Origin of the sequence: Salmonella sp. SJTUF15570 (assembly GCF_043357055.1) — a bacterium.
GTDB lineage: Bacteria > Pseudomonadota > Gammaproteobacteria > Enterobacterales > Enterobacteriaceae > Salmonella > Salmonella enterica.
Map to the genome: position 1 here is coordinate 87413 of NZ_JBEUKJ010000001.1, position 13450 is coordinate 100862.

The window sequence follows — 13450 nt, forward strand, 5'->3', positions numbered from 1 at the left end:
TGATAATGATTTACGTCAGGAAGGTTATTTAAAAACGTCGCTGGATAAGATGCTCGGCGGATAAAACTGTCCAGTTATCGCCATCAAGCTGTGTAAAGGTCGCTCCCATTACTGTCAGGATGCGCAATAATTTCCTGCGTAGCATGGCTTTTTTTTCATCCAGAACGTCGGTGATTATCAACATCTTTAAACATGTTAACTGCGGGTGATGCACAAATATCCCGCGTAAAAGTCCCAGTAAGTGAAACAATTGCTGTGGTCGAGGTTGCCCGGGCGTCAGGCGCCTGAACTCACAAATAATCATTTCTTTTGCCTCAATACGATAGATCACCAGGTAAGGCGATAATATAAACTGTTGCCCAAGTAATATGGCGGTCTCCCCTAAATATGCAGGCTCAGTAAACACCTGATGCCGACGCAACCATTGCTCTATTTCTTGCACCATGTTTACCTCGTTAATGCCCGGAGTATTTCAGCAAGAACCGCGACCATTGACGACCCCACGCCCATGATTTGCTGCATAATTTCAGCTGCTTTCTCCATAATTTCCGTCAGGGATTTATTATAAGATTGGGCCCCATTTTGTTGCAGGTCGGCAATCGCTTTATCCTGATCACTTTGACGTTGCGCTGCACCGGCCCCCAGGCCCATGACTCCCCCAGCTGTGTGGCCTACGGCTTGACCCGCTATAAGACCGGTCTCCCCGCCTACGGCCCCTAATCCTATCGTCAGCACGCCCGACAATATTGCGCCACCCGCAGTAATCATTGATGCTCTAAACGCTTCATCAATTGTTTTCATTTGCGTCTGTAAAACATTGACCTGTAGCCCCCAGGCCAGCTGTTGTTTTACTACGTTATAGTCGCGCATGATATTGCGCAGCTTTTTGGCAAGCTCCATTAGCTTCATCCAGATATCATCAAATAACAGAAGCATTGATTCAGTACCCATTCCCTCCCCGGAGGGAGATGGAGTGGAAGAAGGCGTTAACAAGGAAGGTGCTGGTAATACCAGTGCTACGTTACTCGCTTCCATATTTTTATCCTCAGATTAAGCGCGACAGCCAGCTATTCTCGACTGAACGCTACTATAGTGATCAATGGTATCTAATACATCTCTAAGCGCGGCACCGCTACTCTTATAAAGCTCCTCTAAGCGTTTTTGTTCTAACTTTTTTTGGTCTTCCGTTTGTTGCATTATGAAATCCAGAAACCGTTGCTGAGTTATTAATTGCTCTATTTTCTTTTCGAGCTTCGCTTTATCTGCGTTAACCATGCCAGTATTCATCTGATTGGCACCCTCGGTTGCACATCTGATAGCCTGTAAGCCTTTAAATGAACAATCACTCAGTAAGGCATACAGGATTTTTTTGAACATATTCCAGAGAACTTTATTACGAAAATTTTTTAACAGAAACTTTCCCCCTTCCTGCGCATATTTTTCCAGGGCTTCTTTTGCCGCTTCTTTTGCCATGGCTTTCACCCCCGCTTTCGTAAAACTTTTTCCCGCATTTTTTGTCATATTTTTTTCTACGTTACGAGAAAATTCGGCAGACTCCTCTTCCATCTCACCCGGCGAAACCATTTCACGTTCAATCGCCTCAAATTGTTTGGAAAAATTTTCGCTCACCTCTTCGCCAAACTTTTCAGCCAACTCCTCTATTTCTGCTTCCCCTGCACCTACCATACGCTCAACCATTTCTTCGCCTAAGCCGGAGTCAAGCACTTTTTCAGCTGCGCCAGATAAGCCTCTCGTCGCCATAAAAGCACGACCAATCTGGAAAACATCCAGTGCCATCGCGACGACTTCACAACCAACTTGAATTTTACTTGCCACGTCAATAATCGCCTGACAGGTATCGTGGTCAGCACCGCACATCATTGCCGTTTCAGCTCCGGCTTTAACCATTCCTGCACAACCTGCGGCTATATAAGCTACGCCGCTAGCCATTTCTGCGGGATTACCGGACAGAAAACCTTCCACAACTTTTAAGGCGCCAATCACGGTTTCAAATATGCCGGTAAGCCAGTCAAAAATAGCGCCAAAAATGCCCGCTTTACGCGCTTTATCCTCCTGCTCTATCGCTTTCTGGATCTGCTCCTGATACTCCTTTACCTGCTTATTACGCAATGCATTTTGCACCTCAGTTGCCCGCTCAAGCTGTTGGCATAACGATTGGGCGTTATTACCAAAGACGTTGAGTATTAATGTCGTCATCATCATTGATAAAACAGTGGGATTGATATGCAAAAAGTCAGGCAATGATGGACGCTTATGATTTCCGGGTACGGCATCAAGCAGTTGCTTCAACGCATTGCTTGCCTCCTGAAGACTAATTTTCCCTGATAGCAGAGACGTGGCGTTGCCATCGCCAAAAGTAGAATTCACACGATGCTGGCGCTTTCCCAGCGAACCTGAGGAAACGCAACTGACATTGCTTAAGTGATGATGTGTTAAGGCGGTTACTCCTGCGGCGCTATCGCTATTACTGTGAATTCGATTCATTTTTAGCTCCTGTCAGAAAGTTGCTGTAACATCTTTTCTGCACGCAATCGGAGGATTTGATGTTCACTGACCTCGCCGCAAATACGCACCACGGCCTTTAACGCTTTTATTGCATAACAAACGTTATCACACGCGAGGTAGCATTCCGCTGCGGCCCATGGCGCCTGCGGCGCATCAATCTTAATTTGTGCCGCGCGTCCATAAGCGTATATCGCTTCCCCCCAATGTTTTTGAGCCTGGCAGCATTCCCCTAACCGAAACCAGTAGTCAAATGACCAGGCATCATATATCGTCAGCAATTGAAAAAGTCGCGCTGCGCCAGCGAATTCTTTTACCTCCATAAGCTGCATGGCATAGCGATACAGAGTATTAAGCGGCTGTGTAACATCGTCATCCAACAACATACGCAGCGAGCCGCCACGCCGGAAAAACCGCATCGTGTCATGTGCCTGTTGTAGGGTCGGGTCTTTTTTCATGAATACGTTTTCTGCGCTATCATACTGGAAATCTCCCCCCACTTACTGATAAGCCCCGTCAGTTGGGTAAGGACAGCGTTAAGCTCCTGAGACATTTTTTGAATTATTATCTGCCCCTGACTCATAAGATCGGTATTCCGGTTGGCGTCATTATCCAAAGCCGCTTTGATCGCCTGTAGGCCACCTTTATCCAGCTTCCCATGATCGCCATATTTAGCCATGTATTCATCAATGGTCAGACCATCGATGAGAATACCATTATCACGCATGTATTTAATTACATCCTCAGGTACCTCCTCTTTGGTTTTAGCATCCCCTTTGGCTGCTTTAGCAATCACCTCATCCATCTCATTTGACTTTTCCTGGGTATTTCTGGCACGTTCAGCGTTCTTCTGGACTTCAATAAATTTATCGTTTGCAATAGCCTGAATAACCATAAGGAGAATAAGCAAAACACCATACCCTTCGGCAAACGGATTTTGCTGGGATAAGTCATCCTGCCCCCCGGTATCAGTGTTGCTAACGCCGAAACTATTTTTAAACACAATAGGGTTTTGACTTCCCCATAAGATGTTTCCTGAAGACATTATGCTTTACCTTTTTGTTTTTCCTGACGGTATCTCCATCGGGGCTTGAGCATTAAGTTGTTTCAGTCGTACTTCAAGTTGTTTAAACAAACTTACTATTTTCTTTAAATCCTTCTCGGCCTCCTGGTTAACCCCGGCAACGCCTTGTGGAAATAGGTTATGAAGAATACTCTCTGTCTCTCTGCTTTTTTTGGGGCTCTCTGCCCTTTCAGCAAGCTGTTGACTCACCTTAGCCCGGATTTGGTGAAATTTTTTAAGACAGTGATTTAGCTGCATGTAACTTTGCTCTAAATCACGATATTCACTAAACGCAGCCTTTTTCTTTATCATCATTCCCCTCCATATACACGATAGATAATTAACGTGCTAACTAAGAGCCTATCCCATTAGGGCTATTTTACTTGCCATTTTGGTCCTGGGCAGTGCTCGCCAAAACGCGTTAGCGTTTTGAACGCCGCTAGCGGCGGCCCGAAGGGCGAGCGTAGCGAGTCAAACCTCACGTGCTACGTGTACGCTCCGGTTTTTGCGCGCTGTCCGTGTCCAGGCTGGCTGCGCCAATAACGCCTGGTGGGATAGGCTCTAAGATATTTTTACTTTACTCTTGCTCACTCACTACAAGTGCGCTGTTATGGTAACGATAATAAATAATGTTGATGATATTTTCGGCCTGCTCGATCGCTTCAAGCAATAAGGTGTTTTGCTGATATTGCTGCGGATCCTGTAACCTACCGTTGTTCTCTTCTAACTGTTTCCGGGCAGCCCTTAATTGTAAAATTATGCCTTTGGCCTCTTCATGCGAATGAAGCAGCAAATCTTCTAACCGGGTCAGAGTTGTCATTTTCCACTCACTTAAAATCTAATGGATAGTTAATCAAAGTATCATAATGTTTAATCGTTACCACATCGGCACTCAGATGGACAATTTCTCCCCCATTGGGTAACAATGCCCCTACACGTAAACGCTCTTTATTCGTCAGTAATAAGTAATTACCATGGCGACTCTGTACAAAGCCAGCCACTGGCGCAGGCAGATACTTGCTTTCATCATGAGAAGGCGCAATATCCTGATAAATTAAAGAAAGAGCGGGGTCCTTTTTCTTTAATGCTGCTAACGTTTCTTGCAAAATGCGTTGATGAGATTCATCCAGTACACCACTGATAACAAAAGAGCGCCGCATTGGCGTAACATTGACAAGGCCCACTAAACCGTTCTCTATTATCGCAGAAATAATATCATCCCCCTGAGACTGATGAGAATGACTAATCTGCCAGTGCAATAACCCGGGAATATCTGCAAGTAATGGTTGAACCTTACGCCATTGCTGATCCATTTGTATATCATCATGAATTAACACGCTTCCCGGCCCTTCGCTGGATACTTCAGCATGCGGGTAACCCATTTTTATCAAAACATCCTGCACTTCTCGTATCAATAAGTCATCACAGATTACACCATCCCGATACATGACCCCCCATGATTCGAGAGTCGCTCTCACCTTTTGCATCTGTTCGCTTGACGAGCAATAACCGGACAACTGCAGGCTTCCATCTTCTTTCCATTGCGCCCGCACATAATGAATATTGCTTTTGTCTAATAAAAACTTAACCCGCAAAGGTAAATCATTTACCGTTTCAGGCTGACCGCCAATACTTAACAGGACACCCATTCCACCGATGAAAATCAAGAATACGCCAGCCAACCACCAGTACCCTGATCTGGAAACGGGTATTTGATAATCAGCAAGTTCACAATCCTGTTTACCAAACGCGATAGCCACTCCCGCAACCTGCAAAACCCCACTGGATGGTAGCGGCTTATTTGGATTAAATCTGCGGCCATTAACTCTAACTCTGGCTTTCCCGGCATCAACAAATAAACTATCTGCCTGTTCTCTCAGAATAATTTTTTCATTTATAGTAAGCGGAATACAAATATCGCATCCTTTCTCCCCCAGTGACAGGTTACCTTCATTCAGCCATACTTCCCGGCCTTGTAAAACGTGACCTAAAAAACGTATTTTCCAGGAGCTCTTTGGATTAACCATGAGATATGCCATTATTTACTACTGAGGCTTTAATCAAAAACAGCCTGATTACACTATGTACTTGAGTCGTATCATTGCGAAACAAATGGCCTACGACAGGAATATCGCCCAATAAAGGGATTTTGTTTTGCGAGTGGATTTGTTTACCTTGTTTAAATCCTCCCAGCAATAGACTCTGTCCGGCTAATAATGTGGCTTGCGAAGCAATTTCAGAATTTTGCACTTCGGGTAGCGGATCTGTTTCGCTTTGCGTATCACTTTGTTGTCCATCCTGAATATTAAGATTAAGCATTATTTTTTGCGTGCCATTGTCATTTAACAAGCGAGGTGTAATGCGCAACAAAGAACCCGTAGTGATGGATTCAAGTTTAGCCACTTTTTCTCCCTGCAGTTTGGTATAGAAAGTAATATTTTTATCCAGCACAGCCTGGATATTATTTAAAGTCACCACAGATGGCTGGGAAAGTACATAAGCCTGAGAGCTTTTTTCCAGGGCATTCAAACGCACCATAAAGTTTGAGGTATCGCTGATTACCGTTGAAAAACCGCTAGCAGCGCCGTCATTCAAACCTGTATTGAACGCAATTTTCTTGCCACCCAGCGACACTGCCGTTCCCCAGTCGATGCCTAACTGGTTAATATCTCCAGCATTAACATCGATAATTTTCACCGAAATCTCTATCATCTGCTGGCGTTGATCTAATTCTGTGATGAGTTTCCGATACCCGGCCATATTGGCCGCATAATCACGAACGATCACTGCATTCTGGCGTGGGTCGGCAGCAAACATGGGCAATGCCTGTGTAGCGGGTGAACCATTGGTCGTCGATGACGCCGGTACGCTGGTTTTACTCATCTCACGCAATACACTCACGCCCCCTGGAACCACGACGGACTGATCGCGATATTGGTATTGGGTATCCATCGCAGTGGCATACTTAAGCGTGTATATACTTACACTCACCGCACTGTCTTTTCGTTTGATTAACGCATTATCCAGCACTGAAGCTAATTGACTAATACGAGTCAGACAGCTGGGAACACCACTCACCTCCACAGCTCTGGTACCGGTAATTTCTTTAACCTCGCATCCCGGTGATGAAAGGATATTCTGGCTGCGTAAGTAATGAATGAACCGTCCAGTAGATAAAATATTGAAAGTGATAACCTGATGTTTTAATAACGATGCAGGATATACATATAACATGCTACCATCAAACCAGGTTAGCAAATCATATTGTGCTGCCAGGTTATTCAAAATATCGACCGGTGGTCCAGGCGGAATTTTTCCACTAAATGTAGCTGTTATCAATGGGCTAATAGTAATAGCCGTATCATAGTTCTCTGAGAGCAGATGTAAAACCTCTGCTAATGGCATTTGTCTGGCATAAAGGGTGAAGTCATTACCTTTCCATGATAACTCATCACTCTTTGCTGTATTGAGTATAAATAGTAAAATTAAGATTAAACGTTTATTTACTACCATTTTATACCCCACCCGAATAAAGTTTATGGTGATTGCGTATTACATTTTTTAAAATGCAAGTTAAAGCCAGGTGTTTTTCTATCTCAATAGCAATAAGCTCAGAGCTACTACTTGTGGTATAATAACCGTTTAACCATCCCCCATCCGCTGTGAGCTGTATAGCATAATCATGGACGTCCGGGTGTGCTGCAAGCAGTAGTGTCACATAGGCAAGACAAGGCTTAGGTAAGCTTTCCAGGTCATTTAAGAACAAAGAAATAGAAAATGCTTCTGAGAAAATTTCTCCTCTGGCAGGATGCCCATCAATAGTCATTATCCAGGATCGGCTATTACCTTCGGCCTTGATATCCTGAATTAATGGAATACCTTTTAAAACTGCCAGCATGAATCCCTCCTCAGACATAAATGGGAGTTTCTATCAAATTCGCTCACAACCACATCCGTAAAAAGCCTGATTCACATTTATTTCGACTATACTCTTCTTGTACAATATCAGGATGCTGTCTACATATACCTTGTCACAGGCGATTCTATCATTCGGATTTTCCGATAAATTCACAATTACACTTTCAGCATTGACATAAAAAATTACAATTTGAAAAATTATTTATTAAATAAACTGTTACGATGTTTTTACATCGCCACCTTATTAAAAAGTAATTGTAGTCATCGACTGGGTTATATATGAAGAAATTTATCTTCCTAATGATAACACCATCGATTAATCTTCTGATGAAACTATATGTACTGCGATAGTGATCAAGTGCCAAAGATTTTGCAACAGGCAACTGGAGGAAAGCATTATGAATTTGCTCAATCTCAAGAATACGCTGCAAACATCTTTAGTAATCAGGCTAACTTTTTTATTTTTATTAACAACAATAATTATTTGGCTGCTATCTGTGCTTACCGCAGCTTATATATCAATGGTTCAGAAACGGCAGCATATAATAGAGGATTTATCCGTTCTATCCGAGATGAATATTGTACTAAGCAATCAACGGTTTGAAGAAGCTGAACGTGACGCTAAAAATTTAATGTATCAATGCTCATTAGCGACTGAGATTCATCATAACGATATTTTCCCTGAGGTGAGCCGGCTTCTATCTGTCGGTCTTTCAAATTGCACGCCGACGCTAAACGGAGAGAAGCATCGTCTCTTTCTGCAGTCCTCTGATATCGATGAAAAAAGCTTTCGTCGCGATAGTTTTATTCTTAACCATAAAAATGAGATTTCGTTATTATCTACTGATAACCCTTCAGATTATTCAACTCTACAGCCTTTAACGCGAAAAAGCTTTCCTTTATACCCAACCCATGCCGGGTTTTACTGGAGTGAACCAGAATACATAAACGGCAAAGGATGGCACGCTTCCGTTGCGGTTGCCGATCAGCAAGGCGTATTTTTTGGGGTGACGGTTAAACTTCCCGATCTCATTACTAAGAGCCACCTACCATTAGATGATAGTATTCGAGTATGGCTGGATCAAAACAACCACTTATTGCCGTTTTCATACATCCCGCAAAAAATACGTACACAGTTAGAAAATGTAACGCTGCATGATGGATGGCAGCAAATTCCCGGATTTCTGATATTACGCACAACCTTGCATGGCCCCGGATGGAGTCTGGTTACGCTGTACCCATACGGTAATCTACATAATCGCATCTTAAAAATTATCCTTCAACAAATCCCCTTTACATTAACAGCATTGGTGTTGATGACGTCGGCTTTTTGCTGGTTACTACATCGCTCACTGGCCAAACCGTTATGGCGTTTTGTCGATGTCATTAATAAAACCGCAACTGCACCGCTGAGCACACGTTTACCAGCACAACGACTGGATGAATTAGATAGTATTGCCGGTGCTTTTAACCAACTGCTTGATACTCTACAAGTCCAATACGACAATCTGGAAAACAAAGTCGCAGAGCGCACCCAGGCGCTAAATGAAGCAAAAAAACGCGCTGAGCAAGCTAACAAACGTAAAAGCATTCATCTTACGGTAATAAGTCATGAGTTACGTACTCCGATGAATGGCGTACTCGGTGCGATTGAATTATTACAAACCACCCCTTTAAACATAGAGCAGCAAGGATTAGCTGATACCGCCAGGAATTGTACACTGTCTTTGTTAGCTATTATTAATAATCTGCTGGATTTTTCACGCATCGAGTCTGGTCATTTCACATTACATATGGAAGAAACAGCGTTACTGCCGTTACTGGACCAGGCAATGCAAACCATCCAGGGGCCGGCGCAAAGCAAAAAACTGTCATTACGTACTTTTGTCGGTCAACATGTCCCTCTCTATTTTCATACCGACAGTATCCGTTTACGGCAAATTTTGGTTAATTTACTCGGGAACGCGGTAAAATTTACCGAAACCGGAGGGATACGTCTGACGGTCAAGCGTCATGAGGAACAATTAATATTTCTGGTTAGCGATAGCGGTAAAGGGATTGAAATACAGCAGCAGTCTCAAATCTTTACTGCTTTTTATCAAGCAGACACAAATTCGCAAGGTACAGGAATTGGACTGACTATTGCGTCAAGCCTGGCTAAAATGATGGGCGGTAATCTGACACTAAAAAGTGTCCCCGGGGTTGGAACCTGTGTCTCGCTAGTATTACCCTTACAAGAATACCAGCCGCCTCAACCAATTAAAGGGACACTGTCAGCGCCGTTCTGCCTGCATCGGCAACTGGCTTGCTGGGGAATACGCGGCGAGCCACCCCACCAGCAAAATGCGCTTCTCAACGCAGAGCTTTTGTATTTCCCCGGAAAACTCTACGACCTGGCGCAACAGTTAATATTGTGTACACCAAATATGCCAGTAATAAATAATTTGTTACCACCCTGGCAGTTGCAGATTCTTTTGGTTGATGATGCCGATATTAATCGGGACATCATCGGCAAAATGCTTATCAGCCTGGGCCAACACGTCACTATTGCCGCCAGTAGTAACGAGGCTCTGACTTTATCACACCAGCAACGATTCGATTTAGTACTGATTGACATTAGAATGCCAGAAATAGATGGTATTGAATGTGTACAATTATGGCACGATGAGCCGAATAATTTAGATCCTGACTGCATGTTTGTGGCGCTATCCGCTAGCGTAGCGACAGAAGATATTCATCGTTGTAAAAAAAATGGGATTCATCATTACATTACCAAACCAGTGACGTTGGCTACCTTAGCTCGCTATATCAGTATTGCCGCAGAATACCAACTTTTACGAAATATAGAGCTACAGGAGCAGGATCCAAGTCGCTGCTCAGCGCTACTGGCGACAGATGATATGGTCATTAATAGCAAGATTTTCCAATCACTGGACCTCTTGCTGGCTGATATTGAAAATGCCGTATCGGCTGGACAAAAAATCGATCAGTTAATTCACACATTAAAAGGCTGTTTAGGTCAAATAGGGCAGACTGAATTGGTAAGCTATGTCATAGACATTGAGAATCGCGTAAAAATGGGGAAAATCATCGCGCTGGAGGAACTAACCGACTTACGCCAGAAAATACGTATGATCTTCAAAAACTACACCATTACTTAATATTATCTTAATTTTCGCGAGGGCAGCAAAATGAAAGAATATAAGATCTTATTAGTAGACGATCATGAAATCATCATTAACGGCATTATGAATGCCTTATTACCCTGGCCTCATTTTAAAATTGTAGAGCATGTTAAAAATGGTCTTGAGGTTTATAATGCCTGTTGCGCATACGAGCCTGACATACTTATCCTTGATCTTAGCTTACCTGGCATCAATGGCCTGGATATCATTCCTCAATTACATCAGCGTTGGCCAGCAATGAATATTCTGGTTTACACAGCATACCAACAAGAGTATATGACCATTAAAACTTTAGCCGCAGGTGCTAATGGCTATGTTTTAAAAAGCAGTAGTCAGCAAGTTCTGTTAGCGGCATTGCAAACAGTCGCAGTAAACAAGCGTTACATTGACCCGACGTTGAATCGGGAAGCTATCCTGGCTGAATTAAAGGCTGACACGACCAATCATCAACTGCTTACTTTGCGCGAGCGTCAGGTTCTTAAACTTATTGACGAGGGGTATACCAATCATGGGATCAGCGAAAAGCTACATATCAGTATAAAAACCGTCGAAACACATCGGATGAATATGATGAGAAAGCTACAGGTTCATAAAGTGACAGAGTTACTTAACTGCGCCCGAAGAATGAGGTTAATAGAGTATTAACCAGGGGCATCCGATGGTATTAAGCATTGGTCATATTTTGATGAGCCTTACGCCACGCAGTATTGCTCATCATCGACAAAATCCATACGGATGCCCTGGTATGCCGCACCATTTATCACTACCTTAGTCTTCATTTAATCATGATATAGTAGAATCCCCTTATTTAACGGGCTTTACCATGTCGTATTCTATCGGCGAATTTGCCAGACTATGCGGTATCAATGCCGCCACGCTAAGGGCATGGCAGCGACGCTATGGTTTATTGAAACCGCAGCGTACTGATGGCGGGCATCGCTTATACAGCGATGACGATATTCGACAAGCGCTTAGCATCCTCGACTGGGTGAGAAAAGGCGTACCGATAAGTCAGGTCAAACCCTTACTGTCGCGTCCGGTCATTCGCCTGGGCGATAACTGGATAACGATTCAGGAGACGATGCTTCAACATCTCCACGAAGGGCGAATTGACGCGCTGCGGCAGTTGATTTATGACTGTGGCCGGGAATATCCCCGCGCAGAACTGGTGACCCATTTATTGCGTCCGTTGCGCAGCAAAGTGTCCGCGCATCTTCCCGCCGTGATGACGCTGCGCGAAATACTGGATGGCATCATTATTGCCTACACCTCTTTTTGCCTTGAAGGCGACAGAAAAGCGCCTGGCAACAATGCCTTTATTAGCGGATGGCATCTCTCGGATCACTGTGAAATCTGGCTGGAAGCGTTGACTCGTACCGGACAAGAGCTGCGGCTCAATGTGCTTCCCTCTCCACCAGCCATGCTGGCGCCCGAGCTGTTCGCCCAGAGAAAATGGTTCCTGGTGACCACCGGAAAGCTCACTGCCGGGCAGAAAAAACAGCTTGCCCAGTGGCGCAACGTGGTCGCTTCGCTGGAGGTTATCACACTATAAGCGCTGAAATAGATTTCTTCCCCTCATTCTATCTTATTGATATTTAACTACGTCAAAAAAATCTCCGCGAAAACTTAGACAAAAAAACAAAGTTGTGTAAGTTTTAAATCAGCGTGAGATAACATTTTGCGCCATTGGCGTCAGTCGTCGTACTTTCAATAAGGGGGAATCATGAATAACAAACCCGTAGTCGGCATTAGCGGATGTCTGACTGGCGCCGCGGTACGCTTTGATGGCGGACATAAGCGTATGGATTTTGTCATGAACTCTCTGGCGCCGTGGGTGGACTACAAACCGATCTGCCCGGAGGTGGCGATCGGCCTGCCCGTTCCTCGCCCTGCGCTGCGTCTTATCCAGACGACCTGTGGCGACATTCGGATGCGCTATAGCCATGCCCCGCACGATGACGTCACCGAGCGAATGAATGCCTTTGCCGATCGGTTTCTGCCAACAATAGGCGAACTGGCGGGGTTTATTGTGTGTGCAAAATCGCCCAGTTGCGGAATGGAGCGCGTTCGCCTGTATGATGAAAAGGGTAACAGGGGCCGCAAAGCTGGCACGGGGCTGTTTACCGCCGCGATGATGGACAAATATCCCTGGCTGCCGATAGAGGAAGATGGTCGCCTGCACGATCCGGTACTACGCGAGAATTTCATCGCACGTATCTTCGCGCTACATGAATTAAATGCGCTACGCGCGCAGGGCTTGAGTCGTCACAGTTTGCTCGCGTTTCATAGCCGATACAAACTTCAGCTTCTCGCCCACCACCAGGCCGGCTACCGCGAAATTGGCCCTTTCGTCGCGCGTCTGCATGAGTGGGACGATCTGGATGCCTTCTTTGTCCGATACAGAGAAAAACTGATGGCTATCCTGCGACACCCCGCTTCACGTAAAAATCACACCAATGTGCTGATGCATATCCAGGGCTATTTTCACCGCGCGTTGAACAGCAGGCAACGCGCGGAATTACGCGAGGTGATTCTCGGCTACCGGGCGGGCCGACTACCTATCCTGGCACCGTTAACGCTGCTGAAGCACTATCTGGCGGAACATCCCGATGACTATCTACGCAGCCAGAATTATTTTGAGCCGTACCCTGATACATTAGGGCTGCGCTTAGCCATCACCTGATAACCCTGCGCATCGCTAACGGCGGGCAACCCGCCCGCCATGGTGACAATCGCGACAATTCAAAGGCGATGTCGTTAT

General features: G+C 44.8%; 14 protein-coding genes. 4 read left to right on the forward strand and 10 right to left on the reverse strand.

Annotation, left to right across the window (positions count from 1 at the left end; translation table 11 throughout):
* Positions 1 to 28: 28 nt before the first annotated feature.
* The 10 genes from sseE to spiC all read right to left on the reverse strand — a co-directional run bounded on the left by sseE (position 29) and on the right by spiC (position 7502).
* Positions 29 to 445 (reverse strand): LcrR family type III secretion system chaperone SseE, encoded by a 417-nt coding sequence (gene sseE / locus ABVN44_RS00490; protein ID WP_000249606.1) that lies wholly within the window; start codon positions 443 to 445, stop codon positions 29 to 31.
* A 2-nt stretch (positions 446 to 447) separates the two neighbouring features.
* Entirely contained in the window at positions 448 to 1035 is a 588-nt protein-coding gene (gene sseD / locus ABVN44_RS00495) for an SPI-2 type III secretion system translocon protein SseD (protein WP_023232139.1), read from the reverse strand.
* A gap of 15 nt (positions 1036 to 1050) precedes the next feature.
* Positions 1051 to 2505, reverse strand: coding sequence for a type III secretion system translocon protein (locus ABVN44_RS00500; RefSeq protein ID WP_048348853.1), 1455 nt, complete (start codon positions 2503 to 2505; stop codon positions 1051 to 1053).
* 2 nt (positions 2506 to 2507) lie between these two features.
* A complete protein-coding gene (gene sscA / locus ABVN44_RS00505) occupies positions 2508 to 2981 on the reverse strand; it encodes a SycD/LcrH family type III secretion system chaperone SscA (RefSeq protein WP_000711023.1) in 474 nt (157 codons plus the stop codon).
* Positions 2978 to 3568 (reverse strand): SPI-2 type III secretion system translocon protein SseB, encoded by a 591-nt coding sequence (gene sseB, locus ABVN44_RS00510; protein ID WP_023232138.1) that lies wholly within the window; start codon positions 3566 to 3568, stop codon positions 2978 to 2980. Before sseB ends, sscA begins: the two co-directional genes overlap by 4 nt.
* Before the next feature lie 6 nt (positions 3569 to 3574).
* Positions 3575 to 3901 (reverse strand): SPI-2 type III secretion system chaperone SseA, encoded by a 327-nt coding sequence (gene sseA, locus ABVN44_RS00515; RefSeq protein ID WP_023232137.1) that lies wholly within the window; start codon positions 3899 to 3901, stop codon positions 3575 to 3577.
* A gap of 262 nt (positions 3902 to 4163) precedes the next feature.
* The gene (gene ssaE, locus ABVN44_RS00520) at positions 4164 to 4406 is read right to left on the reverse strand and encodes a YscE family type III secretion system co-chaperone SsaE (RefSeq protein WP_023232136.1); all 243 of its coding nucleotides are present in this window, start codon (positions 4404 to 4406) and stop codon (positions 4164 to 4166) included.
* Positions 4407 to 4413: 7 nt separating this feature from the next.
* Positions 4414 to 5625, reverse strand: a complete 1212-nt coding sequence (ssaD, locus tag ABVN44_RS00525; RefSeq protein ID WP_023232135.1) for a SctD family type III secretion system inner membrane ring subunit SsaD — start codon at positions 5623 to 5625, stop codon at positions 4414 to 4416.
* Positions 5606 to 7099: an SPI-2 type III secretion system protein SpiA gene (gene spiA, locus ABVN44_RS00530; protein ID WP_393954235.1), complete on the reverse strand. Its 1494-nt coding sequence runs from the start codon at positions 7097 to 7099 to the stop codon at positions 5606 to 5608. The genes ssaD and spiA overlap by 20 nt, the downstream gene beginning before the upstream one ends.
* 1 nt (position 7100) lies before the next feature.
* Entirely contained in the window at positions 7101 to 7502 is a 402-nt protein-coding gene (gene spiC, locus ABVN44_RS00535) for an SPI-2 type III secretion system protein SpiC (RefSeq protein WP_001562740.1), read from the reverse strand.
* Between the two features lie 400 nt (positions 7503 to 7902).
* Between spiC and ABVN44_RS00540 the strand changes: the two genes are divergently transcribed.
* The 4 genes from ABVN44_RS00540 (at position 7903) to mlrB (ending at position 13372) form a co-directional block, all read left to right on the forward strand.
* Positions 7903 to 10665, forward strand: a complete 2763-nt coding sequence (locus ABVN44_RS00540) for a two component system sensor kinase (protein ID WP_048348854.1) — start codon at positions 7903 to 7905, stop codon at positions 10663 to 10665.
* Between the two features lie 30 nt (positions 10666 to 10695).
* On the forward strand, positions 10696 to 11334 hold the full coding sequence (locus tag ABVN44_RS00545; protein ID WP_000666334.1) for a two component system response regulator: 639 nt from the start codon (positions 10696 to 10698) through the stop codon (positions 11332 to 11334).
* A gap of 178 nt (positions 11335 to 11512) precedes the next feature.
* Entirely contained in the window at positions 11513 to 12241 is a 729-nt protein-coding gene (locus ABVN44_RS00550) for a MerR family transcriptional regulator (protein ID WP_000122318.1), read from the forward strand.
* 171 nt (positions 12242 to 12412) lie between these two features.
* Positions 12413 to 13372: a transcriptional regulator MlrB gene (mlrB, locus tag ABVN44_RS00555; RefSeq protein ID WP_001060723.1), complete on the forward strand. Its 960-nt coding sequence runs from the start codon at positions 12413 to 12415 to the stop codon at positions 13370 to 13372.
* The last annotated feature ends 78 nt before the right edge of the window (positions 13373 to 13450 follow it).